Annotated in this window: 19 protein-coding genes; 7 read left to right on the top strand and 12 right to left on the bottom strand. The window is 71.7% G+C overall.

Annotation, left to right across the window (positions count from 1 at the left end; all coding sequences use genetic code 11):
* Positions 1-81: 81 nt before the first annotated feature.
* Positions 82-1,887 (bottom strand): hypothetical protein, encoded by a 1,806-nt coding sequence (locus tag ACFYY1_RS23440; RefSeq protein ID WP_388588593.1) that lies wholly within the window; start codon positions 1,885-1,887, stop codon positions 82-84.
* 231 nt (positions 1,888-2,118) lie between these two features.
* On the opposite strand from ACFYY1_RS23440, the gene ACFYY1_RS23435 reads away from it, so the two are divergent.
* The 7 genes from ACFYY1_RS23435 (at position 2,119) to ACFYY1_RS23405 (ending at position 11,045) form a co-directional block, all read left to right on the top strand.
* On the top strand, positions 2,119-3,501 hold the full coding sequence (locus ACFYY1_RS23435) for an extracellular solute-binding protein (RefSeq protein ID WP_388588590.1): 1,383 nt from the start codon (positions 2,119-2,121) through the stop codon (positions 3,499-3,501).
* 73 nt (positions 3,502-3,574) lie between these two features.
* Positions 3,575-4,606: a carbohydrate ABC transporter permease gene (locus ACFYY1_RS23430; protein WP_388588588.1), complete on the top strand. Its 1,032-nt coding sequence runs from the start codon at positions 3,575-3,577 to the stop codon at positions 4,604-4,606.
* Positions 4,606-5,532 carry a carbohydrate ABC transporter permease gene (locus ACFYY1_RS23425; protein ID WP_388588585.1) on the top strand — a complete coding sequence of 309 codons (927 nt, stop codon included), beginning with the start codon at positions 4,606-4,608 and terminating at the stop codon, positions 5,530-5,532. The genes ACFYY1_RS23430 and ACFYY1_RS23425 overlap by 1 nt, the downstream gene beginning before the upstream one ends.
* A gap of 171 nt (positions 5,533-5,703) precedes the next feature.
* A complete protein-coding gene (locus ACFYY1_RS23420) occupies positions 5,704-8,496 on the top strand; it encodes a hypothetical protein (RefSeq protein ID WP_388588584.1) in 2,793 nt (930 codons plus the stop codon).
* A 114-nt stretch (positions 8,497-8,610) separates the two neighbouring features.
* Positions 8,611-9,585 (top strand): acetylxylan esterase, encoded by a 975-nt coding sequence (locus tag ACFYY1_RS23415; protein ID WP_388588582.1) that lies wholly within the window; start codon positions 8,611-8,613, stop codon positions 9,583-9,585.
* 141 nt (positions 9,586-9,726) lie between these two features.
* Positions 9,727-10,410 (top strand): hypothetical protein, encoded by a 684-nt coding sequence (locus ACFYY1_RS23410; protein WP_388588579.1) that lies wholly within the window; start codon positions 9,727-9,729, stop codon positions 10,408-10,410.
* Entirely contained in the window at positions 10,407-11,045 is a 639-nt protein-coding gene (locus ACFYY1_RS23405) for a hypothetical protein (protein ID WP_388588576.1), read from the top strand. Before ACFYY1_RS23410 ends, ACFYY1_RS23405 begins: the two co-directional genes overlap by 4 nt.
* Before the next feature lie 12 nt (positions 11,046-11,057).
* On the opposite strand, the gene ACFYY1_RS23400 is transcribed toward ACFYY1_RS23405, so the two are convergent.
* The 11 genes from ACFYY1_RS23400 to ACFYY1_RS23350 form a co-directional block, all read right to left on the bottom strand.
* Positions 11,058-12,764 (bottom strand): protein kinase, encoded by a 1,707-nt coding sequence (locus ACFYY1_RS23400; RefSeq protein WP_388588573.1) that lies wholly within the window; start codon positions 12,762-12,764, stop codon positions 11,058-11,060.
* A 55-nt stretch (positions 12,765-12,819) separates the two neighbouring features.
* Positions 12,820-15,834 carry an alpha-mannosidase gene (locus ACFYY1_RS23395; RefSeq protein WP_388588570.1) on the bottom strand — a complete coding sequence of 1,005 codons (3,015 nt, stop codon included), beginning with the start codon at positions 15,832-15,834 and terminating at the stop codon, positions 12,820-12,822.
* Positions 15,835-15,880: 46 nt separating this feature from the next.
* Positions 15,881-16,618 (bottom strand): polysaccharide deacetylase family protein, encoded by a 738-nt coding sequence (locus tag ACFYY1_RS23390; RefSeq protein WP_388588568.1) that lies wholly within the window; start codon positions 16,616-16,618, stop codon positions 15,881-15,883.
* Positions 16,615-17,724, bottom strand: a complete 1,110-nt coding sequence (locus ACFYY1_RS23385) for a Gfo/Idh/MocA family protein (protein ID WP_388588565.1) — start codon at positions 17,722-17,724, stop codon at positions 16,615-16,617. Before ACFYY1_RS23385 ends, ACFYY1_RS23390 begins: the two co-directional genes overlap by 4 nt.
* 100 nt (positions 17,725-17,824) lie before the next feature.
* A complete protein-coding gene (locus ACFYY1_RS23380) occupies positions 17,825-19,459 on the bottom strand; it encodes an FAD-dependent oxidoreductase (RefSeq protein WP_388588562.1) in 1,635 nt (544 codons plus the stop codon).
* A 14-nt stretch (positions 19,460-19,473) separates the two neighbouring features.
* Positions 19,474-20,646, bottom strand: a complete 1,173-nt coding sequence (locus ACFYY1_RS23375; protein WP_388588559.1) for a substrate-binding domain-containing protein — start codon at positions 20,644-20,646, stop codon at positions 19,474-19,476.
* Positions 20,647-20,825: 179 nt separating this feature from the next.
* Complete coding sequence (locus tag ACFYY1_RS23370; protein WP_388588557.1) at positions 20,826-21,896, bottom strand: LacI family DNA-binding transcriptional regulator; 1,071 nt, start codon at positions 21,894-21,896, stop codon at positions 20,826-20,828.
* An 84-nt stretch (positions 21,897-21,980) separates the two neighbouring features.
* Positions 21,981-23,222, bottom strand: coding sequence for a mandelate racemase/muconate lactonizing enzyme family protein (locus tag ACFYY1_RS23365; protein ID WP_388588555.1), 1,242 nt, complete (start codon positions 23,220-23,222; stop codon positions 21,981-21,983).
* A 12-nt stretch (positions 23,223-23,234) separates the two neighbouring features.
* Complete coding sequence (locus ACFYY1_RS23360; RefSeq protein ID WP_388588553.1) at positions 23,235-24,200, bottom strand: D-2-hydroxyacid dehydrogenase; 966 nt, start codon at positions 24,198-24,200, stop codon at positions 23,235-23,237.
* Positions 24,194-25,171 (bottom strand): PmoA family protein, encoded by a 978-nt coding sequence (locus ACFYY1_RS23355; protein ID WP_388588550.1) that lies wholly within the window; start codon positions 25,169-25,171, stop codon positions 24,194-24,196. The genes ACFYY1_RS23360 and ACFYY1_RS23355 overlap by 7 nt, the downstream gene beginning before the upstream one ends.
* Before the next feature lie 95 nt (positions 25,172-25,266).
* Positions 25,267-26,232: an antibiotic biosynthesis monooxygenase gene (locus ACFYY1_RS23350; RefSeq protein WP_388588547.1), complete on the bottom strand. Its 966-nt coding sequence runs from the start codon at positions 26,230-26,232 to the stop codon at positions 25,267-25,269.
* Positions 26,233-26,271 lie beyond the last annotated feature (39 nt).

The raw sequence follows: 26,271 nt of genomic DNA, 5'->3' as shown, positions 1-26,271 counted from the left end.
CCGGCCCGGCCGGCTGAACGCTCACGTCGCGGCGCCGCCCGGCCGGCCGCGGGCAGCCCGCGGCCGACCGGGTCCGGTGTCCTACGGAACGAGCGGCGAATCCGAGAGGCGGGGCGACGGCGGCGCCGCGCCGTCCAGCGTCGCGGAGTGCAGCGCGGCGTGCACCTCGCGGGAGACGACCGACCGGCCGCCGCGCACCGTGAGCCGGTGCCCCCGCGGGGTCGTCCACCGCACCTCGGCGTGGTCACCGGCCACCGTCACCTCGGGACCGGGCTCCGCACCCCGCCGCGCGCCGGACGGCACCAGGGACAGGGCCCCCGCCGCGAAGGTGTCGCCGAGCGCCGCCCAGTCCAGTTCGGCCGGGGTCGCGCTCTCGAAGAGCACCACCTCGATCCGTACCCCGTCGGCGCGCGGCACCAGCCGGGCCGTCGGCGTACGGCCGCCGAACGAGCCGCCGGCCAGCCGGAAGTCCAGCCGGGCCGTGCCCAGGTCGAGTTCGAGCCCTCCGTCGATCGCGGACGCCTCCGTCACGGGCGGCGCGCCGATCGCGTCCACCACCAGCCGCAGCGACCGCGCCCGGAACCGGTCGCCCGGTCCGATCATGTCGAGGTGGTGATGCCGGTCGCCTGCCGGGCAGGCGAACCCCGCCAGCCAGGCGACGTGCGGACCGCTCTGCACGGTGGAGAGCACGCCCGAGGCGAAATCGAAGTCCTCCGCCCCGTCGTCCTTCATCAGATGGACGTGCAGATGCCCTGCGGTCCCGTCCGGGCGGACCCAGTGGCCGAACAGCGGGCGCCGCTGCAGCCAGGTGTCCTGGTGGTTCACGCTGCCCAGCGTGGTGACCGCGTCCAGCCAGGTGGTGCCCGTCTCCGGGGACGGGGCCTGGGTGAACAGCTCCCGGTGCTCGTGCTCGCTCGGCAGCTCCCGCAGCCGGGGCAGGACCCAGTCGGGCATCCGGTAGTCCACGCAGGACTCCACCCCGGTCGCCATCTCGCCCCGGACCGGGCTGGGCACCGGCGCGCCGAGCTCACCGCGCACCGCCTTCGCCAGGAACGGCGGCACCCCCAGGTCGTTGCTGTAACAGCGGGCCATCGGGCCGGAGAGCTGGCGGGTCGGCGGGTGCCAGCGGGCCAGGAAGTGCAGCCAGAGCCGGTCGTGCAGCCGGTCGTTGAGCTCCAGCACCTCCTCGTCGTCGACGTGCTCCCTGATCAGGGTGAGGGTCTGGAGCACGACGCCCCAGTAGGACGGGCTGTTGAACTCGGTGAAGCTGCCGGTGCCGTCGATGGCCTGCGAGAGCCGCACCATGCGGTCCTTGCCGTACGCGAACAGCTCTTCGTCGCCGAGGAGTTTCCCGGCGGCGAGTGTCACGAAGGTGCCCATGACGGCGACGTTGGTGTACGTCAGATGCACGTTCCTGCGGACGATCGACGCGGCCGCGTGCCGCAGCGACTCCCGCAGTTCGTGCCGCACATCGGCCGGCAGACCGTCGCCGTGGCGGGCGTCCACCAGCAGCAGGGCGATGCCGAGGAAGTCCGCCCAGTTCCAGTCGGCCGGGTCCATCTCGGCCGCCGGTTCCTCGGCGTAGTAGCCCCAGATGCCGTAGGTGGCGTTCTCCGGCGACCGGTCCTGGAGCCCGGCGATCCGCCGGATCACGGCATGGGCCCGCTCGGCATCGCCCTCGCCGCCCCGCTCCAGCAACAGGAGGGCGTAGTGCAGGGAGTTGCGCGTGGGGTGTGCGAGACCGCCCTTGATGTGGGTGTGGATGGGGTTGTACGGGGCTTCGACCTGCAGCAGGTTCGCCTCGGAGTCCCAGCAGCGGTCGCCCTCGGCAAGGGCTGCTCGCAGCAGGGCGCGGTCGTACTCGGCGGCCGACCAGGCAGGGTGCACGGGATGTCCTCCAGCTCGCGATCGTCGGACCGACGATCTCGGGAAAACGCTTGGGAAACGTTTTCCAGAGGCTAAGCCGCCATCTACGCTGCGGCAAGGGGCATTCGTTGGGCTCCGGGTCGGATGCCCGCACCGAACCCATTGACGCGGCGATATCGGGCGGTGCAAGGTGACCCCGGCTGGAAAACGCTTTCCAGCCGGTTTCCGGTCTGCCCCTGAATGGAGTCCCCGATGAGACCCTCCCTGCGCATCGCCCTGACGGGCGTCACCGCGGGTGCGCTCGTCTGCGTGCTTGCCTCGTGTTCCGGTTCCGGCAGCGACACGGCCGCCGACGGCACGGTGACGATCACCGTCTCCGGGCGCCCGCCCGCCACCAACGCGGCCGCGCTCAGGACGTTCGACGCACGGGTCGCGGAGTTCCAGAAGGCGAACCCCAAGATCAGGATCAGGACGAACGAGTACCAGTACGACCAGCAGAGCTTCCAGACCAAGGTGGGCGGCGGCAGTCTGGAGACGGTCGTACGGGTGCCGCTGACCGAGATGTCGGGCCTGATCAAGCGCAGGCAGATCGCCGATCTCAGCTCGGAGTTCAAGAAGCTGAAGCACAGCGCGGACTTCAACGACGTCGCCCTCGGGCCCGCGAAGGGAGTGGACGGCAAGCTCTACGGCATTCCCACCGAGGAGTACGCCCTCGGTCTGGTCTACAACCGGGACCTGTTCGAGAAGGCCGGACTCGACCCGGACAAGCCGCCGACCAGCTGGTCGGAGGTCCGTGCGGCGGCCAAGGCGATCTCGGAGAAGACCGACGCCACCGGATACGCGCAGATGACCAAGGAGAACACCGGCGGCTGGATGCTCACCGCGATGGCGTACTCCTTCGGCGACAGCATGCAGGAGGAGTCCGGCGGCAAGTGGGCCAACACCTTCGACCGTTCCGGCAGCGGCGCCGAGAAGTCGCTGAAGACGCTGAAGGAGATGCGCTGGACGGACGACTCGATGGGCAAGAACCAACTGCGAAACATCACCGACATGGAGAAGGACTTCTCCGCCGGGAAGATCGGCATGACGATCGCCGGACCGAGCATGGTCGGCCACTACATCCAGCAGTACAAGGGCGACCCGAAGACCATCGGCCTCGGCGCCATGCCCGTCGACGGCAGCGGCAAGCGGACCCTGGCCGGCGGCACCATCGCGGTGATCAGCCCCAGGGCCACCGAGCAGCAGCGCGAGGCTGCGGCGAAGTTCATCGACTTCTACTACCTGTCCACCAAGTACGACGCCGGGCTCGCCGAGAAGGACGCGGTGGCCAAGAAGAAGGACGGTGCCGCCATCGGTGTGCCGACCGTGCCGTTCTACAAGCCGGCCATCGCCGATCCGGTCCAGGCCGCGGTCGACGAGCAGGCCAATGTGCCGGTCGGGAACTTCGCCCCGTACAGCAGCACGCTCGGCGACTACGAACTGGCCATCGAGCCGCCCGTCGAGGCGCAGAACGTCTACAAGGCCCTCGACAGCGCCGTACAGGCCGTACTGACCCGCGAGGACGCCGACCCGGCGGAGCAGCTGAAGAAGGCCGCGGCGCAGGTCGGGTCCCAGGTGGAGCGGGCGCAGAACTGACAGCAGGCCCCGCGGCCCGGCGCCCGGTACATCAGGCAGTGAGCACAGCACGAGGAGAGGCGAGGAGACGTCAATGAGCAGGTCGCAAGCGCCTGCGGCGCCCGCCGGGAACCGCACCCAGAAGGACCGGACGAGGAAACAACGTTCCGCCGACCCGTCCGCGGCCGGTCCGCGGAACCCCGACGGGCCGCCGCGCACCGTCTCCCCGCACCGCGGCGGCCCGGCGGAACGGTTCGTGCGCTGGGTCGGGCGAGGAGGTGTCACCACCATCCTGTTCGGGCTGCCGATGGTGCTGTGCTTCGCCTACTTCTCGTGGTGGCCGATCGTCCAGAGCGTGCAGCTCAGTTTCCAGCAGACCAATCTGGTCGACCCCGCCACCTGGGTGGGCCTGGACAACTTCCGGCATGTGCTGGACGACCCGCTGCTGTGGAAGGCCGTCAAGAACACCGCGCTGTTCGCCGTGCTCGCCCTGGTGATCGGCTTCCCGGTACCGCTCTTCCTCGCCGTGCTCATCTCCGAACTCCGGCGCGGCGGCACCCTGTTCCGGATCCTCGCCTACCTCCCGGTGGCGATCCCGCCGGTCGTCTCGGTGCTGCTGTGGAAGGTGTTCTACGACCCGGACGCCGGGCTTTTCAACCAACTGCTGGCCCATGTGGGCCTCGGCCCGTACCCGTGGCTCCAGTCCACCGACACCGCGATGCTGTCGATCGTGCTGGAAGCCACTTGGGCCGGCTTCGGCTCCACGGTCATCATCTATCTGGCGGCGCTCGGCTCCGTGCCGACCGAACTCTACGAGGCCGCCGAGATCGACGCCGCGGGCATCTGGCGCCGGGTCTGGCACATCACCCTGCCGTCACTGCGCGGGGTCGTCCTGATCATGCTGCTGCTCCAGATCATCGGCACCCTTCAGATCTTCACCGAACCCTTCGTGATGACGGACGGCGGCCCGGAGGACTCCACGCTCACCATCCTGATGCTGATCTACGACTACGCCTTCCAGAACGGCGACTTCGGAGCCGCGACCGCACTCAGTGTGATGCTGGCCCTCGTGCTCGGCGTGCTCTCGGCGGTCTATCTGCGGGCGACGAGGAGCTGGAGCAACTGATGGCCGTACAGACCCCCCTCCGCACCCGCCGGGTCAGCCGTTCCGAGGAGAACGCGCGCGGACTCATCTCCGGTGCCGACCGGCGGCGCACCTCCGTCCGGTTCTCGCTCCGCTCCGTGCAGACCCTCTCGCTCCTGCTGCTGCTCGCCTTCGGAGCCGCACCCCTCTACTGGACGTTCAAGGGCGCCGTCTCACCGACCCAGGAACTGCTGCGCGACCCGCTGGCGCTCTGGCCCGACCACGCGCAGTGGGAGAACCTCTCCCGCGCCTGGAACGAACTCCAGGTCGGCCAGTACCTCTGGAACACCGTGGTCCTGGTCACCGGCTCGGTCGTCGCCCACCTCGTGGTCGCCACCACCGGCGGCTACGTCCTGTCCGTGCTGCGCCCCAAGTGGGCGGCGCCCGTGCGGTGGATGGTGCTCGCCACCCTGTTCATCCCCGGCTCCATCTCCCTGGTGGCGCTCTACCTCACCGTGCTCGACCTGCCGGGCCTCGGCATCTCCCTCGCCAACAGCCCCTGGGGCGTCTGGCTGCCGCACGCGGCCAGCGCCTTCACCGTGCTGATCGTGATGAAGTTCTTCGACGGCATCCCCCGCGAACTCTTCGAGGCCGCCAAGGTCGACGGGGCGGGGCCGTTCACCATCTTCCGCCGGATCGTGCTGCCCATGTCGAAGCCGATCCTCGCGGTGGTGACCCTGCTGACGGTCATGAACTCCTGGAAGGACTTCCTCTGGCCGCTGATCGTCATCCCGGACACCGAGAAGCAGCCCATCTCCGCCGCACTGCCGCGCCTCGCGGAAACAGCGGAACAGTCGCTGCTCATCGCCGGGATGCTGCTCGCCATCCTGCCCCCGGTCGTGCTGTTCCTGATCTTCCAGCGGCAGATCGTCCGTGGCGGGGGAGGCTTCACCGGCCTCAAGGGGTGAGAACACCCGGGCACCGGCGCCGGACCCCCGTCCGCGCCGGCCGACGGCGGCAGCGGTGCGCGCCGACGGCATACGGGCCGGTGTGCTCCGCCGGGGTACAGCCGACGGAGCACACCCCCACCCGGGAACCACCGATGCGCACCGCGCCGATCCGATCGAGAGGTTGCCTCGATGGAACAGAACGGCACGATCCGGCCAGGTCCTCTGGCTCCGGCCAGAATAAGGGGTCGCTCCCGGCGGCCCGCCGCATGGGGCGGAGCCGCCGCCCTGCTCGGCTGCCTGCTGGTGGCGGCTCCGCTGCCCGGCACGGCCCCGGCCGCCCACGCGGCCGGCGCCCTCGCCGTCACCTCGCCCGACCTGATCTTCGTCAAGGGACAGGCGAAGATCACCCTGACCTCCGACCAGGCCTCCGTGGCCTGGAAGGCCATCGACGACCAGGGCCTGACCGTCGCGTCGGGCACCGCCCCGGTCTCCGGCGGCACGGCCACCGTCGACGTCACCACGCTCGGCAGCGGCTACTACACGCTCACGGCGACCGCCGGCACCACCACCCGTACCGCCGACTTCGGCGTACTGACCGCGCTGACCGGCAAGGAACAGCAGGACACCCGCTTCGGCACGGGCATCCACTACGGATGGAACGACGGCGACGACCAGAAACTGCTGCGCTCGGTCAAGCTGATGGGCATGCACGGCATCCGCTCCGACATCAACTGGGGCGCCATCGAGAAGACCCCCGGCACGTACTCCTGGAGCACCTACTCCACCGACCAGCACATCCCGTACGCCAAGTCGCAGGGGCTGACCGCCCTGCCCATCTCCGGCTACCGCAACGCCAACTACGACGGCAACCGGACTCCGGCCTCCGCCGAGGCGCTGGAGGCGTACGGAAAATTCACGGCCGCCGCCGTGGAGAAGTACCAGCAGTACTCGAAGGAAATCGAGATCTACAACGAGTACAACTCGACCGGCTTCAACAACGGCACCTGCGGAATCACCGCAGACTGCTACCTCAAGCTGCTCCAGGCCAGCTACGGCAAGGTGCACGCCAAGGTCCCGGACGCCACCGTGGTCGGCGGCGGCCTCGCCGGTCTCCAGACCGACTGGCTGAAGCGGCTGTACGCGATCGGCGGCCTCAAGTACATGAACGCGCTCAGCGTTCACCACTACGGCTACCCGAACCCGCCGGAGACCGCGCTGGAGAAACTCCCGCAGGTACGCGCCGACCTGGACGCGGCAGGCGGCAAGGACTTCCCGCTGTGGATCACCGAGAACGGCTACCCGACCCACAGCGACGGTGTCACCCCGGCCCAGCAGGCCGCGTACGTGCCACGCGCCCAGATCTTCTCGTTCGCCTCCGGCGTCGACCGCTACTACTGGTACGACCTCACCAACGACGGCACCGACGCCACCAACAAGGAACACAACTTCGGCGCTTTCAAGCGCCCCACCGCGGACGTCAGGGCCTGGCAGCCCAAGCCGTCCGTGGTCACCGAGGGCGTGCTGATCCGGCAGCTCGCGGGCCGCGCCTACGCGGGCCGTGACGACGCCGGTTCCGCCGACGTCCGCTCGTACCGCTTCGGCACCGGAACCGGCACGGTCCGGGCGCTGTACACCACGGCCGCGACACCGGGAACGGCGGAACTGTCGGCCACCGGCCCGGTCACCGTCACGGACCAGATGGGCCACGACAAGACCTACCTCCCGGTCGGGGGCAAGGTGCAGATCGGCATCGACGGCAAGGTGCTCTACGTCAAGGGCGCGGTGAGCGCGGTCAAGAGCGTGAGCGGCCCCGTGTTCTCGCTCCGGCTGCCGGAGCACTCCAACACCGAGGAGACCGTCGACGCGGTGCTCCAGGTGGACGGCACCAAGGGCCGGACGCTGCCGCTGCCCTACGACTTCCGGATCGCCGGGGAGAAATACCGGGTCACGGCCGAGCCCGGCAAGGTCGTGCGCCGGACCATCGAACTGCCCACCTCGGCCCTCACCGGCCCGCGCACGGTCAGCGGCACGGTCGGACTCGGGCCGGTGAACCTCGCCCGCCTCACCTCCGACACCGAGGTGGTGCCGCCCACCCAGGTCACCTTCGACCCGGTGGTCAAGCAGGCGGCCCCGTTCGCCGCCGCACTCAAGGTGACCGTCACCAACAACCGCGTCCGGGGCCCGCTCGAACTCACCGAGCTGGACTGGCAGGTGAACTCGGGCGACACCTACCTGGACCGGGGCACCATCGACGGACCGATCGAGGTGGGCGCCGATTCCAGCGCCTCGTACACCGTGGACGCGCGCAACATCAAGCAGTGGAAGCGCTACTGGACGGCCGCCCACATCAACACCCCCGACGGCGCCAGGACCGCGGTGGGCGCCTGGAACGGCTGGGGTTCCGTCCAGCCGGCCGGCACCGACACCACCACCCCCATCGACGTCATCGCCGACGGCGCGGTGAGCTACAAGGGCGGCTACAACGGCGCGGCCGACCTGTCCGGCGTCGTCCGGCCCCAGTACACCGACGCGGGGCTCGTCCTCAAGGGCGCGATCACGGACAACGCCCTGGCACAGCCCGCCACCACCGCCGAGAACATGTGGCAGGGCGACAGCATCCAGTTCGCCGTCACTCCCCAGGTGCCGGGCCGCAGCAAGCAGTACGTCGAGTTCGGCGCCTCGCTCGTGGGCGGCAAGCCCCAGGTCCACACCTGGCGGGCGCCCTCCGGCCAGTCCACGGGCCCGACCCCCGGCGCCACCGCGCAGATCACCCGTGACGGCACCACCACCCACTACACGGTGACGGTGCCGTGGGCCTCGCTCGGCCTCGCCGGCAAGCCCCCCGCGTCCATCGGACTCGGCTTCGTCGTCAACGACAGCGACAACGACGGCCGGGCCCGCGGCTGGTCGGAGTGGGGCGGATCCATCGCCAACAACTCCAAGAGCGCAGCCGGCCTGCGGGCCGTCCAGCTGACCGACTGATCCCCCCAGGGAACGGGCGGGGCCGGGCGCACCTGACAGCGTCCGGCCCCGCCGCTTCATGCCGTGCCGCCGCACGGCACACTGTTCCGATTCCCACCGTGAGGAGAACACTCCGTGGCCCTGTTCGACATGCCGCTGCCCGAACTCCGCGCCTACCGGCCGCAGATCGACGAACCGGACGACTTCGACGCCTTCTGGTCGAAGACCCTCGCCGAGACCCGCGCCCACGACCCCGCGGTCTCCTTCGAACCCGTCGAGACCGGCCTGACCGGCACACGCACCTGGGACGTCACCTTCGCCGGCTTCGGCGGCCACCCGGTCAAGGGCTGGTTCACCGCCCCCGCGCACGCCGAGGGCCCGCTCCCGCTCGTCGTCCAGTTCCACGGCTACAACGGCGGCCGCAGCCTCCCGCACTGCTGGGGACTGTGGCCCATGGCCGGATTCGCCCACTTCATCATGGACGTGCGAGGCCAGGGCAGCGGCGGCAACGTGGGCGACACCCCCGACCCGGTCGGCTCCGGCCCCTCCCACGCGGGCTTCATGACCCGGGGCATCGAGGCCCCGGAGAGCTACTACTACCGCCGCGTCCACGCCGACGCCGTACGCGCCGTGGAAGCGGCCCGGTCGCACCCGCTCGCCGACCCCGCCCGCACCGTCGCGCTCGGCGGCAGCCAGGGCGGCGGCATCACCCTCGCGATGGGAGCGCTCGTCCCCGACCTGGCGGCCATCGCCGTCGACGTCCCGTTCCTCTGCCACTTCGGCCGGGCCGTCACCCTCACCGACGCCAACCCGTATGCGGAGATAGCCCGTTACCTCAAGATGCACCGCGGCAAGGAGGAGACCGCCCTGCGCACCCTGTCGTACTTCGACGGGGTGTCCTTCGCCGCCCGGGGAACCGCCCCCGCGCTCTTCTCCGTCGCCCTGATGGACCAGGTCTGCCCACCGTCCACGGTCTTCGCCGCCCACAACGCCTACCGCGGCGAGAAGGAGATCGAGGTCTACCCGTTCAACGGACACGAGGGCGGTGCCATGTTCCAGGAGGCCGCCCAGCTCCGCTGGGTGCCGAAGGCACTGGACCGAGCGGCCTGAACACCGTCGCACCGCAGCCGGCGTGGTGTGGATCACGGACAGGGTGTGGACCCCATGTATATGGTCCAACGGGGTACGTCAATGCCCCGTGACATGCGAGGACAAGGGCGAACAGTGCGGCAGAGAGCCTATGCGCAGGCGATGCGCGTCATCGCGTGCGCGCTGATGGCGTGGCAGGTCTGGATGATGTGGTACATCGCCAGCCACGAGGCGGCGGGGGTGAAATGGTCCTGCGACCTGGCCGGTGGCTGCGCCAGTGACCAGCTCGCATCCATGTCCCCGATGCTCGGCATCGCCTTCGCCGTCGTCCTCGGCCTGCTCTGCGCCCGGTACCTGCACCGGGCGGCACCGGGCGCGATGATCGCACTCTCCGCCGTCGCGGCCGCGGTCGGCTGGTACGACGCGCTGGCGGAGGGCCGGGTCCGACGGGACACCGTCACCAGCTTCCACATCCTCCTTCCGCTCGGCGACTTCACCGTCTCCCAGTGGCTCACCTTCCTGTGGTCCGCCGCGGGCGTGGGCTGCCTCGCCGCCTGGTGGGGCGCGGCGGTGAGCCTGCGGCGCACCGCGGGGCTGCGCAGGCTGTCCCGCCGCTACCGCACGGCCGACGCGGTGCTGGAGGGCTGGCGGTCGGTGGGCCGCAAGTACGGCGAGGTCACCGCGGTGTTCGACGACGAGAACGGGGTGCGCCACGAGGTCCCGGCCGTCGTGGAACGCGTCGCCCTCGGACGCGACACCCTCGCCGTGTACGACGTCGACCGCCCCGGCGACCCGGCCCTCACCAGGGTCGCCATCCCTCGCCGGAAGTTGCTGCGCATCTCATGACCACGTCGACCTCTCCCGCGTCCCCCCTGCGAAACGCCGCCCGGCTGCTCACCGTGGTGTCCGCGGCCGGCACCGGCCTCGCGCTGGCAGCGGTGGTCCAGGGCGCCCTGGACGGCCCCCGCTGGCTGCTGATCGTCGGGCTGCCGGCGACGGCCCTGGCCCTGACGGCGTACGGCAGGGCGGCCGAGGACATGACGTCGGGCGTCGCCCCCGAGCTGCGTTCCGGCGGCCCGCGCGCCTTCGCGCCCGCCGTGGTCAACGGGGTGAGGGCGGTGAACAAGAAGAACGGCCGGACCGCTGTCGACGGGCAGGCCGTGGAATCCGTGTTCGCCTTCGACCTGACCGTGATGGCCGACGACCTGCCCCCGTACCGGATCGAGGTCCGTCACCCCCTCGACCTGCAGGGGCTGCTGCACAGGCCCAGGGCGGTCGTCGAGTACGACCCCGAGCAGCCCTGGCGGGTCGTCATCCCCGACAACCCGCCGCGTGAGTGGCTGGCCCGCGCGGCGACCCTCGTCCCGCCGGCCGGCGAGGTGAAGCGCCGGACCGGCGGTGTTCCGGCCGGCTTCCGCGCGCTGGCGTCGGGCGTGGTGATCGCGGCAGTGCTGCTGGTACTGGTACGGGTACTGGGCTGAGCCGCCGCGGGCTCAGCCGTTGCGCGGGTACTTCTTCAGCACCTTGCCGTTGATGTCGGCCCGCAGATAGGCGCCGCCGTACTCGTCCGAGACGTAGACGCTGAGCGTCGGCTGGTAGTTGTCGAACGGCGAGGCCGGGTCGATGTCCACGTAGTGGGTGGTGGGCTCGGCGACGCCGAGCTCCTTGTCCGCCCGGCGGATCAGCCCCGGCAGGGCGTCCCAGTCGAACTTCTCCAGGTCCACGGACTTGGCGCCCGACATGAGGGTGCCGCCCGCCCGGTCCCGGGTGGCCTTGCCGTCCCGGTAGGAGAAGACGTCGTACAGGGCCTTGTTCTTCGCGATCGGGGCCTCGGCGCTCGCGTGCACGTCGTACAGCGTGAACGACGTGACCTCGGTGGTGCCCATCACCGGCTTGAGCGCCGCGATGACGGACCGCGCGGCGGAGGGCGTCAGCAGGTTCTCGGGCGCGGCGGTCTGCCGCGGGCTCTCCTTCTTCCCGGCGGGAGAGGGCCCGCCCGAGGAGGCCGGGGCCGGGGCCCGGCCGGAGGCGGACGGGGTGCCGCCGGAGGCCTTCGTGTCCTCGGCGGGCAGCAGCGACCACACCAGCACCCCGGTCAGGGCGGTGCCCGCGAGGGCGGTGGATATCGCGACGGCACGGCCCCGCCGGACCCGGCGGCGGATCTCCCGGGTGCCCAGCGTCGCGGGCTGCGGGCGCGGGGGAGCGGTGACGGGCGGACGTCGCACGGGGGCGGTGGGCAGGACGGTGGTCGGGCCGGCCTGGCCGAAGCCGGGCGGCACCGCGTCCTGCCGGGTGGGCGCCGCCGGACGGGGCGGCACGGCGTCCTGCGGGGCCGCCCGGACCGGTCCGGGCGCCGGCGCCTGCCCGCTCACCGCCGCGAGCATCCGGTCCAGCTCCTCGGGACCGGGCCTGGCGGCCGTGTCCCGGGTCAGCAGCGCGTTCAGTACCGGAGCCAGCGGGCCGGCCTGCGCGGGCGGCGGGATCTCCTCGTCGAGCACGGCCGCCAGCGTCGCCAGGGTGGTGGCCTTGCGCAGCGGATGCCGGCCCTCCACGGCGACGTACAGCATCATGCCGAGCGACCACAGGTCCGACGAAGGATCGCCCTCCTCGCCGCGAATGCGCTCCGGCGCCATGTAGTCGGGGGAGCCGATGATGGAACCGGTCGCCGTCAGACTGGTGGACTCGCGGATCGCCGCGATGCCGAAGTCGGTGAGGACCGGGCTCCCGTCGGCCCGCAGCAGTACGTTGGCGGGCTTGACGTCGCGGTGCAGGATCCCGGCGGCATGGGCGGCCCGCAGCGCGGACAGCACCCCGCGGCCCAGCCCGGCCGCCTCGACCGGGGAGAGCGTCCCCTCGGCCAGCCGCTCCGCGAGCGAGGCGCCGGGCACCAGCTCCATCACGATCCACGGGTACGTCCCCGCGCCGCCGTCCACGATGTGGTGGACCGTGACGACCCCCGGGTGGTCGAGCCGGGCCAGCGCACGGGCCTCGCGCAGAACCCGCTCACGCAGCAGCCGGGCCGACTCCGGATCGTTCTCGGCGAGCGCCGGGTCCGGCGGCCGCACCTCCTTGAGCGCCACATCGCGGTGGAGCGCCAGGTCACGGGCGCGCCACACCATGCCCATCCCGCCACTGCCGAGCCGGCTCACCAGCTCGAAACGGTCGTCGATCACACGGCGCACAGGCCCCCCAGCGTTCATGGAAAAAAGACTACGGGGCGGGTCCGACACAGGACGCACCCGCCCGGTACGCCTCTCATTCCACGTGGTCCGGTGCGAGCCTCAGCGTCACGATCTGGAAGGGCCGCAGCCCCAGCAGGACCGCATCACCGTCCACCTCGGCCCGCTCGCCCGCGAGCGGACGTTCCAGCAGATCCGTGACGCTCGCCCCGGCCAGCGCGAAGCCCGCCGTCAGCCGGGCCGAGACCCGCCCGCCGTGCGCCTCGTGCAGCCGGACCACCACATCCCCACTGCCGTCGTCGGCGAGCTTCACCGCCGTCACGACCACCGCGTCGTCGTCGACCGAGACCAGCGGGGCCACCTCGGCGCTCCCCGGCACCCGGCGCTCGGGCAGACTGAACGACCAGCCCTCACGGACCGCGTCACCGATCGTCGCCCCCGGCAGCAGCGCGTACCGCAGCCGGTGCACCCCCTGGTCGGTCGCCGGGTCGGGATAGCGGGGCGCCCGCAGCAGCGAGAGCCGCACCGTCGTCGTGGTCGAACCGTCCTCGCGGACCGTACGGGTCACATCGTGCCCGTACGTCGAGTCGTTGATCAGCGCCGCACCCCAGCCCGGCTCGCCGACATGCAGGAAGCGATGGGCGCAGATCTCGAACTTGGCCGCGTCCCAACTGGTGTTGGCGTGCGTCGGCCGCTGCACGTGCCCGAACTGGGTCTCCGCCGTGGAGTGATCGGCGCGCACATCGATCGGGAACGCCGCCTTGAGGAACTTCTCCTGCTCGTGCCAGTCCACCTCGGTGTCGATGTCCAGGCGCCGGGCACCGGGCCGCAGCGTCAGCAGCTGGGTGAGCCGGGACGAGCCGAAGCTGCGCACCACCTCGACGCCGTCACCGCTGCGCCGCACCACGTCCGCCTCGGTCAGATCGGTCACCGTGTTGCGGTAGAACGCATCGACGTCCCACGCGTCCCACCGGTTGGGCAGATCCGGGTGGACCTGGAGCAGATTCGCCGCGCAGCCCGGCGCGACCGTCTCGCGCCCGGTCACCAGATCGACGACGGAGACCACGAGCCCACGCCCGTCCACGGTCACCCGGAGCACCCCGTTGTCCAGCCGGAACCCGGAGCCGTGCTCCGCGACCTCCACGGCCGGCCGTCCATGGTCCCGCCCGGCGGGCGCCGCGCCCCCCGCTGCGATGCCGGCCCTGCCGTGCGGCGCGGAGTTGAACACCACCGTGCCGCCGCCCTCCGGCGCACCGGCCAGGGCCCGCTGCGCCGCCCCGATCACCGCTTCGAGCTCATCGGCGATCCGGGCGTACGTCGCCTCGGCCTCGCGGTGCACCCAGGCGATCGACGAACCCGGCAGGATGTCGTGGAACTGGTGCAGCAGCACGCTCTTCCAGATCCGGTCCAACTCCTCGTGCGGATAAGGGAATCCGGTCCGCACCGCGGCGGTCGCCGCCCACAGCTCCGCCTCCCGCAGCAGATGCTCGCTGCGCCGGTTGCCCTGCTTGGTCCGTGCCTGCGAGGTGTACGTACCGCGGTGCAGCTCCAGATACAGCTCGCCCAGCCACACCGGCGGCCGTTCGTACTCCGCCTCGGCGGCCGCGAAGAAGTCCGAAGGCGTCTCGATCGTCACCCGGGGGGAGCCCTCCAGGTCCGCGAGCCGCTCGGCACGCGCCAGCATCTCGCGGGTGGGGCCGCCACCGCCGTCGCCCCAGCCGAACGGCACCAGCGAGCGGGTGGCGCGGCCCTTGTCCCGGAAGTTCTCCTCGGCGTGCGCGAGCTCCTCGCCGGACAGTTCGGCCACATAGGTGTCCACCGGCGGGAAGTGCGTGAACACCCGGGTGCCGTCGATCCCCTCCCACAGGAAGGAGTGGTGCGGGAACGGGTTCGTCGTGTTCCACGAGATCTTCTGGGTGAGGAACCAGCGCGAACCGGAGAGCTTCACCAGCTGCGGCAGCGCCGCCGAGTAGCCGAACGAGTCCGGCAGCCACACCTCCTGGGTCTCGACCCCGAACTCCTCCAGGAAGAACCGCTTGCCGAGCACGAACTGCCGGGCCAGCGCCTCCGAACCGGGCATGTTGGTGTCCGACTCCACCCACATCCCGCCCACCGGCACGAACTGACCGGCGGCCGCCTTCTCCTTCACCCGGGCGTACAGCACCGGCTGGTGCTCGCGCAGCCAGTCCAGCTGCTGCGCCTGCGACATCGCGAAGACGAACTCCGGGCGGTCGTCCATCAGCGCCACCACGTTGGAGGTGGTGCGGGCGACCTTGCGCACCGTCTCCCGCAGCGGCCACAGCCACGCCGAGTCGATGTGTGCGTGCCCCACCGCCGACAGCCGGTGCGCCGAGGCGTGCGCGGGGGAGGAGAGCACGGCCCGCAGCCGGTCCCGGGCGGCGGGCGCGCTCGCTCCCACGGCGTCCAGGTCCAGGGCGTCCAGGCAGCGTTCCACCGCGCGCAGGATCTCCCAGCGACGCGCCGATCCGAGCGGCAGCCGGCGCATCAGCTGATCGAGCACCTCCAGGTCCTGGACCAGCTCCCACACCTGCTGGTCGAAGACCGCGAGGTCCATCTGCTCGACGCGGTACAGCGGCTCGCTGCCCGCAGTCTCCCGGTCGCCCAGCGCACTGACCCCGTCCAGGATCTCCGGATTGGCGGCGGCTTCCAGAAGATAGGTGAACTCCTCGCCGCCCGCGACCGGTTCGCCGATCCGCAGCCAGGTGTTGCGCGGGTTGAGCGCCTTGACCACGCTCCCGTCCGGCCGGTGGGCCAGCGCCTCCGCGGAGAAGCCGGGCCGGTCCTTGGCGAAACCGAGGTCGATCACCGCCTCGACGGTCTCACCGGCCCAGTCCCGCGGGACCCGGCCGGTCACCCGGAACCAGCTGGTGCCCCAGGCCGGTCCCCAGTCGTCGCCGATGGTGCCCGGCCTGTACGGGGCGGCCACCGCCTCGGTGAAGGGCACCGGTTCGCCGGGGGCGTGCCAGACCTCGAACTCCAGCTCCACGGTCCGGGGGTGGACGGCGGGGCGGATGCGCTCGCGCAGCGCGCGGCCGAGCCGTTCCTCGGTCAGTGTGCGGTCGTCATGCATGGGTGAAGGGCCCCTCTGGAGGAAATGTGTGCAACGCTTCGGTGGTTCACGGGAGTTCGTCGAAGCCCACACAGGGCAGTGACATCCCGTCGGCCGCGGCCAGGAGCATCTCCAGCCGGGCCGGGGTCACATGGTTGGCCTCGTGGGTGTCGGCGACGCAGTGGGCGTAGAGCGTGGTCACGCCGCCGTGCTCGGCGCTCCGGCGCAGTGCCGCCTCGATGCCGCTCAGGTCGGCCCCGTACGCGACGCTCCCGCGCCCGGAATCCACCGAGCAGCCCGGCAGGACCCGTCGGGCGGCGATGTCACCGGCCGGGACGTGGAGTTCGGCCGCGAGGGACGGATCGGCGCGACGGGCGACCGGCACGCCGCCGCGCAGCCGCTCGAAGAGCGTGAGGAGCAGCCGGTCGGTGTCCTCGTCGCGGGCGCTGCACGGGTAGGCGAAGCTGCGGGCGGGGAAGCCGAGGCGGCGCAGCGCGTCGAGGGCGGGCACCACCTCGCGGTCGAGGTAGGCGCCCGCGCCGTGCGCGGCGACGAACTCCGGTGCGCGCTCGTGCCGCAGGCCGTGGCAGCCGATGGTGTGGCCGTCGTCCGCGAGCCGGCGCAGCAGCCGCACCTCGTCCCGGTCCAGCCGGTCGGGTTCGCAGACGAAGAAGGTGACCCGCGCGCCGTACGAGGTGAACAGCGGCGCGGCCGCGGCCCACTCGCGTACGTGCCGGTCGTCGAAGGTGAGCAGCACGGCACGGTCGACGCCGCTGTCCGGACGGACTCCCGGGCGGTCGGTCATCGCCCGGACCCCTGCGGTGCCCAGCCGGGAACGGAGCCGTGCAGCGCCGTGTAGAAGGGGTCGCCCGGGACGATCTCGCCGGCCCGGACCGGGACACCGGTGAGCGCCGCCTTGTACATCGCGGTGATCAGCTCCAGGGAGCGGCGGCCGTCCCCGGCGCTCGCCCTGGGCCGGCGCCCCGCCCGCATGTCGGCCAGGAGGGAACGCAGCTGCGCGGAGTGCGAGCTCGGGACCGACTCGGCCGGGGCGTTCCAGCCGCCCGCCCGGCCGGGGTCGACACCGGGCGCCGGGGTGTAGGTCCAGTCCCCGTTCCCGTAGCCGTAGAGATGGTTCAGCTCGATCGTGGCGTCCCGCAGATCGATCCGCAGATGGCTCAGCTGGCGTGGTGAGAGCGCGCTGTTGACCACGGTGGCCAGCGCGCCCGAGGCGAAGCGCACGGTGGCGGTGGTGACGTCGTCGGTCTCCACGTCACGGGCCAGCCGGCCCGCCATGGCGCGGATCTCCGCCCAGTCGCCGAGCAGTTCGAGCATCAGGTCGATCTGGTGGATGCCGAGCCCCATGGCCGGGCCCGCGCCCTCGGTCGCCCACTTCCCGCGCCACGGGACCGCGTAGTAGGCGTCGTCGCGGTACCAGGTGGTCTGGCAGTGGGCGACCAGCGGCGCCCCCAGTTCCCCGGAGGCGATGAGCGCCTTGGCGTGCTCGGCCCCCGAACCGAACCGGTGCTGGAAGACGATCGGGGCGTACGGGCCCTGCTCGCCCTCGGCGGCGGTCATGGCGTCGTACTCCGCCAGGCTCAGCGCCGGCGGCTTCTCGCACCACACCCAGGACCCGGCCGTCAGCGCGGCGACGACCTGCTCCCGGTGGGCGACAGGGGGCGAGGCGATGACGACGAGATCGGGGCGGAGCTCGCCCAGCGACGCGGCGAGATCGGTGGAGTGGTGGGGGAGCGCGAAGTCGGTGGCGAAGGAACGGGCGGCCGAGGGATCGGCGTCCACGGCCCCCATCACCGCGAAGTCCGAGGGAAGTTCGAGGAACGCCGGCATATGGACGGCGCGGGCGATGTTGCCCGCGCCGACGAGCAGTACACGATAAGGAGTCGCAGTCACAGAGGGCCGTCCAGGCTGAGGGCGTGAGTCGCAGGGATTGGTAAGCGTTTTCCAGCAGGTCGGAAGTGTGCCCTCCCCGAAGGAAGGGCAGTGGGCCGGGTCAGATGGTGGCGTAGAGCGCCCCGGCACTGGTCACGGGTCCGGTGCGGAGCCGGTCCGGCCAGTCGAGGGCGAGACCGAGCGAGGAGCTCAGCCGGTCCTGGAAGGAGGCGAGCCGGTGCTCGCCGGCGCGGACCGCACGTGGCGGCAGCCGGTGCTCCAGGCAGTAGGAGACCAGTGCGCCGACCGCCTCGCCGATGCTCCACTGACCCGCGTGCCCGCCGAGTGCGGGCGCGCTGAGATGGGTGGCGCCGATGTTCCGCCCGGCCGGGAGCAGGTTCTCCACCCGGACCGGCAGCAGCGCCCCCAGCGGAAGCTGGAACGGCAGGCACTCCAGGTCCAGCCCCGCGCCGCCCCCCGTCCCGGGGTGCAGGGTGATCCGGGAGCGCAGGGTGCCCACGCTGTCCGTGAACGTCTCGGCGCCCGGTGCCCCGGCCCGTGCCTCGGCGGTCAGCTGGTGTTCGAGGAGGGTGAACTCGGCCCGGATGCGCCGGGATTCGCGTACGTGCGCGGCCTTGGCGAACCCGTCGTCGGTGCCCGTGACATCGGGTCGCAGCCGCAGTTCGGGGTAGCCGTGACCGCCGTCGTGCCGGGGCGCGCGGGTCTGCATCCAGTACAGGAACGACATGGCCCGCTCGCGTGCCTCCTGCTCGGCCCGCGCCCGTACCTCGTCCCCGGAGCCGGTGAGCGGGAGCCCGCTGTACGCGGTCTGCTCCCAGTCGACCAGGGTGATGTCGCTGTCGAACGTACCGGGCAGACAGCGGCTCCGGGCCAGTGCCCGCAGCTGGTGCCAGCGGTCGTTGGGCGGTGCCGCCCAGGGCGGGACGTCGTCCGGCTCGTGCAGGAACAGCGGCACGGAGCGGGCCGGTCCGCCGCCCGGCTCCGCGGTGTCCCAGGAGAAGGCGTCGGACCACCGGTCGTAGCCGGCCGGCCGGTCCACCGTGTGGTCCTCGCCGGGGCGGTGGTCCAGGGCGAAGACCCAGGACACCGGCTGCTGGTCCAGCGGATCGGCGACGGCGGGCGCGTGCGGCTCACCGGTCTCCTCGCGGGACTCGGCGCCGGTGACGTGCTCGACGCCCGCGAGGGCGAGCAGCTCGCCGAGGTCCGTCGCGTCGACGACGTAGCGGGCGCCGACCGTCAGTGGCCGGTCGTCCGCCCCCGCCAGGGTCACCGAGGTCACCCGGTCCCCGTCCGCCTGGGCCGCGACCGGGCGGTGGCCGAGCAGCAGGGTGAGCCTGCCGGAGGCGAGGTGCGGGGCCAGGAGCTCCTGGACGACCGCGAGTGCGGCGCGCGGCTCGTGGCTGAGATGGCCGGTGGTGCTGAGACCGGGGTCGAGCAGGGGATCGGCGAACGGCTCGGGGCACAGCGGGTAGTTGCGCCGGTAGAAGTCGCGTATCCGCTCGCGCAGATCGCGGTAGCCGGGGGAGACGGGGTCCAGTTCGATGCGGTGGCCGTCGGCGAGCGGCACGGCCTGCGCGGTGAACAGGCCACCGGGCCAGTCGGTCGCCTCGGTGAGCACGACGCGGTGTCCGAACCGGGCGGCGGTCAGCGCGGCGGCGAGACCGCCGAGACCGGCACCGACCACCAGGACATCGGTCCCGAGTTCGCGGGTACGGGGGGTGGGGGCGGCGAACACAGGAGTCTCCTCCCTCAGGGCCGGCGGGCGGCGACGGTACGGAGCCGGACCGGCACGGACTCACGCGTCCTGATCCGGACAGGGAGCACGATCTGCTCGGCGCTGCGGTACGGGTCCTCGCCCGCCGCGCGCTCCGCGATCCGGGTGACCAGCTGCTCGACCGCCCGCAGGCCGATCTCCCTGGCGGGGAGCCGGGCGGCGAAGCTGGTGAGCGGCAGCAGGTCGTAGGGGCCGGCGTCGTCCATACCGGCCAGCACGATCTCGTCGGGCACGGCGACGCCGAGCGAGGCCAGGTCGGCGGCCGCGGTGGCGACGGCGAAACCATGGGCGCACAGCAGGGCGGTCGGCGGCTCGGGCGAGCCCAGCAGCTCGGTCAGCAGCTCCTTGCGGTCGTCCTCGGGCAGTGCCGTGTACGAACGCAGCGCGGTCAACTGGGGGCGCAGGGGCTGGTCATGGGCGCGCAGCGCCTGCTTGTGCCCGGTCATCCGGTCGTGGACGCTGGTGCACTGCGTCTCGCCCCAGAGCGTCGCTATCCGCTCGTGGCCGTCCGCCAGCAGGTGTTCGGTGAGCCGGTAGCCGACGTCGTAGTTGTCGGCGGTGACCGCGTCGATGGCGTGGCCCGGGAAATACCGGTCGACCAGGACCATGGGGATGCGCAGGCGCCTGATCTCGGAGAGCACGCCGGGATCGGGAGCGCCCTGGACGGGGTAGAGGATGATTCCCTCGACCCGGTCCTCGACGGCCTGGCGCAGCACCTGGTCCTGACGGGCCAGCGAGGCTTCGTGCGAGGCGTGTCCCGTCTCGGTCATATGGACGGCGGAGTCGGAGAAGAACAGCCGCATCCCGCGCTCCGAACAACCGGACTCGATCCCGCGCAGCACCTCCGACTGGTACGGACCCTGGCCGCTGATGATGCAGGCGATCACCCCGGACCGGTGCCCCGCGGCGGGCTCCGCGGCCCGGTCCTCCGGGGAGGCGACAAAGGTCCCCTGACCCCGTCGGCGCACCAACAGCCCTTCCGCGACGAGGTCGTTGAGCGCCCGGACGGCGGTGGTGGAGCTGACCTGGAAGCGCTCGCGCAGCTGGTTCTGAGTGATGAACGGAGCACCGGCTTCGTACTCGTCACGTGCCACCTCGGCCCGCAACTCGTCCTTGATGCGCTGGTACTTGGGCCCGGACGTACCCATCCAGCCACCACCCCCTCGGATTTGACGCGTCAATCGGCGTTGACCTCAGTGTGGTGGGGGTTAATGCATTATTTCAAGGGGGTTGCAGGGAAAGGATCGGCAACTTGGTGCGTCAAGCCAAGGGTTCGGTGCTTTAACGCGTCAAGTCGATTCCCTGGCAGGCCGCTTGAACCGTGGGATCAGCCGATCGCGCGGGGCGGCGGTGCCGTGCTGGCCCGCACCACCAGGCGCGAAGGCACGGCGAGCGTGCGCGGCGAAGCCGGCGCGTCACCGAGGGCCAGCAGCAGCGCCCGGCGGCCGATCTCCTCCAGCGGCAGCCGTACGGTGGTCAGCGCGGGGGTGACGTCGCAGGCCACGGGCAGATCGTCGAAGCCGACGACGGAGACGTCGGAGGGAACGCTCCGGCCGAGGTCGTCACGGAGCGCGGCGAGCGCACCCAGCGCCATGGCGTCGTTGAGTGCGAACAGCGCGGTGATCCCCGGCGATCTGCGGAACAGCCGCACCGCCGCGGTCCGCCCGCCCTCGCGGGTGAAGTCGGCCTCCACGCGGTGGTGCTCCTGCACGACGACGCCGAGCTCGGCGGCCCGCTCCAGGAAGCCGAGCAGCCGTTCCTGTACGGAGACCAGGGCCAGCGGTCCGCAGATGACGCCGATCTCGGTGTGCCCCAGCCCCGCGAGGTGCTCGGCTACCGCCCGGCCGCCCTCGCGGTTGCCCGGCACGATGGTGTCCACCGGAAGGTCCTGGTGCGCTACGGCGGTCACCCGGCCGCCCTGTGCCGCGAAGGCCTCCAGCTCCTGGGTGAGCGCGGGGCTCCCGCCGGTGAAGCCGGATCCGGCGAGGACCACGGCGCGGGCCCGCTGCGCCCGCAGCCGGGCCACGTACTCCGCCTGGAGTCCGGGCTCGTGGAAGGTGCCCGCCAGCATCACCAGGAGCTTGTGGTCGCGGGCGACCTCCATGACACCGGCCGCGATGGCGGAGTAGTACGCGTCGTTCACATCGTGCACGACCAGACCGACGATGGACGTCGTGGACTGCACGAGCGCGCGGGCCGGCGCGTTGGACACGTAGCGGAGCCGGGCGGCCGCCTCCAGGACACGCTCCTGGAGCTCCTGGGTGACGTTGCGGTCGCTGTCGCTGAGGACGCGTGAGGCCGTGGCGAGAGAGACCCCGGCGTCCTGCGCGACCTGCTGGAGCGTCACGGCGGACGACGGGCGGGGACGGGCGACACGTCGATTGACCTGGCTCTGCATGGGGCTACGATAGCCGCACTGAAAGCGTTTTCCCATTGCGCACGCCATAGGAAACCGGCCACCGGCACCCTCCCGCCCGCGAGGTCAGCCCGTGCACCACCGGCCCGGGACGGCCGGCGGCAACGGGGTCGCACAGCGGTAGACGGCATCGTCCCGGAAGGCGTACCGCCGCTCGGCCTCCGGAGTGAGCAGGACACCGAGCCCCGGGGCCTGCGGGGCGAGCAGGCAACCGTCCTCCAGACGGAACGGCTCGACCAGCAGCTCCGACCGCAGCGGATACCGGGGCATCGGCCACTCGGCCAGCCGTCCGCCGCCCGCGAAGGCGGCGTGATAGTTGGCCGCCTGGCACACGGCGCTGCCCCAGCAATGGACCACCACGTCGACCCCGTGCTCCGCCGCGCCCGCGAAGACGGCCAGCGTCTGGCGCGGCCCGCCGACGACCGTGGCGTCCGGCTGCACCAGGTCGTAGTACCCGAGGGCCATGCGCTCCAGCAGCTCCCGTGCGGTGGTGACGGTCTCCCCGCCCGCCACCGGACAGCCCGCCGCGCGCCGCAGAGCGGGATACCCGGCGGTCCGGGCGGGCCCCAGCGGCTCCTCCAGGAACCGCACCGGCCGCCGGGTGCCGGTCCCGACCGCGTCGAGGAACGCCAGCGTCTGCGCCACCGACTGGCCCGGGTCCGCGAGGTTCTGTGCCATGTCGACGGCGACGCCGATTCCGTGCGCGGCCGCGTGCTCCAGCGTCCACACCGCCTTGTCCGCCTCGTGGCCCCGCGACCTGATCTTGAAGGTGTCGATGCCGAGGGCCGCCACGGCGGCGATCTCGGCGGCCATCGCCGACGGGGAGGTCGAGTCGCCCCCGCTGGCGTAGAGCCGGATCGCGTCCGTGCGACGGCCGCCCAGCAACTCGTACGCGGGCACTCCCGCCCGCTTCCCGAGGGCGTCGACCAGGGCCGCCTCCACGGCGGAGACGACGTGGCGGGCCGCCCCCTGGAGACTCCAGTAGCCCGTCACCAGCACCATGTCCCGGTACCGCTCCTCCAGGTCCCCGGCCGGACGGCCGATCAGGTAGGGGGCGATCAGATCGATCGTCGACACGAAGACCTGCGGTGCGAAGACGGCGAGATAGCCCTCGCCGAGCCCGGTCGTGCCGTCGTCCAGGGTGACCTCGACCAGACCCGTCGTGCGCCACCCCGTCGGCAGCGCCAGACGCACCTCCAGGTTCTCCGGATCCGCGTACGGTGCGCTGAGCAGCACCGGCCGGATCGCCGCGATGCGCACTCCGTCGCCGATCGGTGCGCCGTGGTGCGGGGCGGGGGGTTCGGACATTGCGTCGGGTCCTCAGAATCCTCTGGACCACTGCACGGGGTTGCGCAGTGGTGAACCGGCATGGAAACGGCGCCAGTTGTCGGTGAACAGGTCGACGACCCGGGCGCTCTCGTGCGTGGAACCACCCGCGGTGTGCTGGGTGAGGACGACACCGGGGCAGGTCCACAGGGGGTGACCGGCGGGCAGCGGCTCCTCCCCGGTGACATCCAGTACGGCTCCGCCGAGCCGCCCGGAGGCCAGCTCGGAGACCAGGGCCTCCTCGTCCACCAGCGATCCCCGCCCGGCGTTCACCAGTACGGCTCCCGGCCGCAGCAGGGCCAGCCGCCGCGCGTCGAGCAGCCCGCTCGTCCCGGGCGTCCCGGGCAGCAGCCCCACCACCACGTCGAATCCGGGCAGTCGCTCATCGAGCTCGGCCGGCGTGCGGATGTCCCCGGAGCCGCGCGCGAAGTGCGTGACGGGGCAGCCGAACGGGCCGAGCAGCTCGGCGAACCGCCGGGCGATGGACCCCCGGCCCAGGACGAGCACCCGGGCCCCGGTCAGCAGCCGCAGCCGGGGCCGCACGGCGGACTTCGCCCAGCTGCCTTCGGCGCGCAGCCCGCAGAGCAGGTCGATGCCGCGATGCAGCGCCAGGATTCCCGCCAGGCAGGACTGTGCCACCGGGTCGGCGAAGACATCCCCCAGGTTGGTCACGGTCAGCCGTCGGCCGAGTACCGGCCAGTCCAGCCCCAGGTAGTCGTCGATCCCGACCGAGGCGAGCTGCAGCCACTTCAGCCGGGGCGCGTTCGCCACCCGGTCCGCCCGCGGATTGCCGAGCGCCGTGCCGGCTTCGGCGAGGGCGCGGGCATCCGACTTCGAAGTGGTTCCGGGCTCGGCGAACCACACGGGTCCGGGGACGAGTTCACACAGACGGGCGCGCTCGGCAGCGGTGAGCGACAGCTCCACGTACAGGCCGCCACGGTTCTCGTCCGGGTTCACCACGGGTGCTCCGCGAGGTACTCGGTGATCCGCTCCCGGTCCCACCGCCCGTCGGCGACGGTGACCCGGTAGCGGCGGGCCAGGGTGTCGCCCGGGGCGAGCTCCAGCTCCTCGTGGAACGCGAAGGAGGGGGCGACCGCGGCGAAAGGCTCGTCGCGGACGAACCAGTGCGCCGGATGGGTGCCGCCCGCTCCCGTGTGATCGTTCTCCGGGGCGTGCTGGAAGATCAGCGTGGCGTGACCGTCGGCGCCGTCGTGTTCGCCGCTGTAGGCCAGCCAGGGTGCCTGCGTCCCCATCAGCGCCGGGCCCTCCCCGTCCGGGCCGAGGATCCGGCCGCCGCGGAAGGCGCGCGGCCCGCGCCAGAAGAGGCCGGTGTAGCCGGCCGCCTCCCGGCCGTGGGTCGTCGGGCTGCCGAAGAGCAGCGCTTCGGTACGCCGGTTGGTGATCGCGCTGGACCAGGTCAGCGTCCAGCTGCCGCCGGTGCCCGTCCCTGCGGCGCTGCCGGGTCCGGACCCGGATCCGGATCCGTCGTGCTCGACGTCGTGCAGTTCGACCCGGCGCAGCTCGTCCGCCCAGTGCGTGCCGTCGTTGTGGCGCCAGCTCAGCCGCTCCGCGATGACCGCGCGTCCGGCGTCCGCCGTCACCTCGTCGAATCCGAGGTGCGCCATTGACCCGACCCGCTCGGGCAGCGGCACGTAGTCCTGGCCGTGCACATAGGTGTTCCCTCCCCACAGGTTCTGCCCGGAGAGGTGGGAGGCCGTCATCTGGAGGCCCTTGTGCCAGCGGTGATCGTGGGGCCGATAATCGGTGACAACGTTGTCGGTCAGTGTGCGCATGGGGTGGATGTACGGCTTGGGGGCCTCCCAGGCCGCTTCCGGACGATAGACGTAACTGATCAGGTCGATACCGCCGCGCTCCTCCGTGACCGTGATCCGGTCGCCGTGGGCGTGCGTGATGCGCAGTGGGCTGCTCATGTCCCGAGTCTCCTGGATGCGGCTGGAAAGCGCTTACCGCAACCTAGGGCCTGCGCCGGAGGGACGTCAACAGGAACGCGGGCCGTGGGCGACTGTCAGCCGGTGGTCAGGCCGAAGACGGTGAGGATCACCAGGTAGCACACCGTCACGACGGCGGCCCCGGCCACATGGACCCGGACCGACCGCGCGCGGCCGGGCAGCAGCCAGAACGCGAGGACCCGGTTGACCAGCGGCATCAGCAGCCAGGTCAGGATGCTTACGCTCAGTACATTGCTGAGGAACAGTGCGATGTACCCCGGCACCCCCAGATCCTTGAACCAGTCGCCCGCCGTCAACTCCAGGACCATCACCGTCGGATACAGCGCCAGCACCACGGACATGGCCTGCTTCCAGTTGGGCGGCACGCCCTCCTGCGGGTCCGGGCCGAAGCGGAACCAGCCGCCGAACGCCGAGCCGATCTTGCGTACGTCGTAGGAGTCGAAATGGCCGCGCCCTTCCTCGACGAGCCGTCGGCGGGCATCGGATGCGAGCCATGCCTCCAGGTGCTCCCGGGTGTCGAACCGGAAGGCCACCACCCAGCGGTCCTGGATGCCCTTCACCGGTCTGAACAACTCGGACCCCATGAAACCCGGTTGCCTCTCCTGCTCCTTGAGGATCTTGGCCTGCCAGTGCAGGAAGTCCTGCTCGTGGCCCGGCCGCACATCGTGCGAGACCACGGCTGTGACGACATCGTCGGTCGGTGTCCCGCCGGAGAGCACCTCCTGCGTGGCGGGCCCGTCGAACAACGGAAGGCCCTCGTCGAGGAGTTGCCGACGTGCCGCGGACTCCAGCCAGTGCGTGAGCTGGTCGAGGCGGGAGAAACGGAATACCACGACCCACTCGTTCTCGTCACCGGCAGTCGGTGGGTACATCTCCGTCCCCTGAAACCCGTCGAAACCCCGCACGACTTCGTTGGTCTTCTCCTGCCAGCGTCTGTAGTCGTCGTTCCGGCCGGCCCGGACTCTCTGGGAGATGACGACCGTGGCACTGCCGCCGGAGTCGGGGCTTGCACGGGTACTCATGCGGAGTAGTCTAGTTCTAAAGGGAGTTATCGGACAAAT

The organism is Streptomyces sp. NPDC001890 (genome assembly GCF_042891445.1).
Classification (GTDB): Bacteria; Actinomycetota; Actinomycetes; order Streptomycetales; family Streptomycetaceae; genus Streptomyces.
Note: the sequence above shows the minus strand (reverse complement) of the source record. Positions and strands in the feature narration are given on the sequence as shown.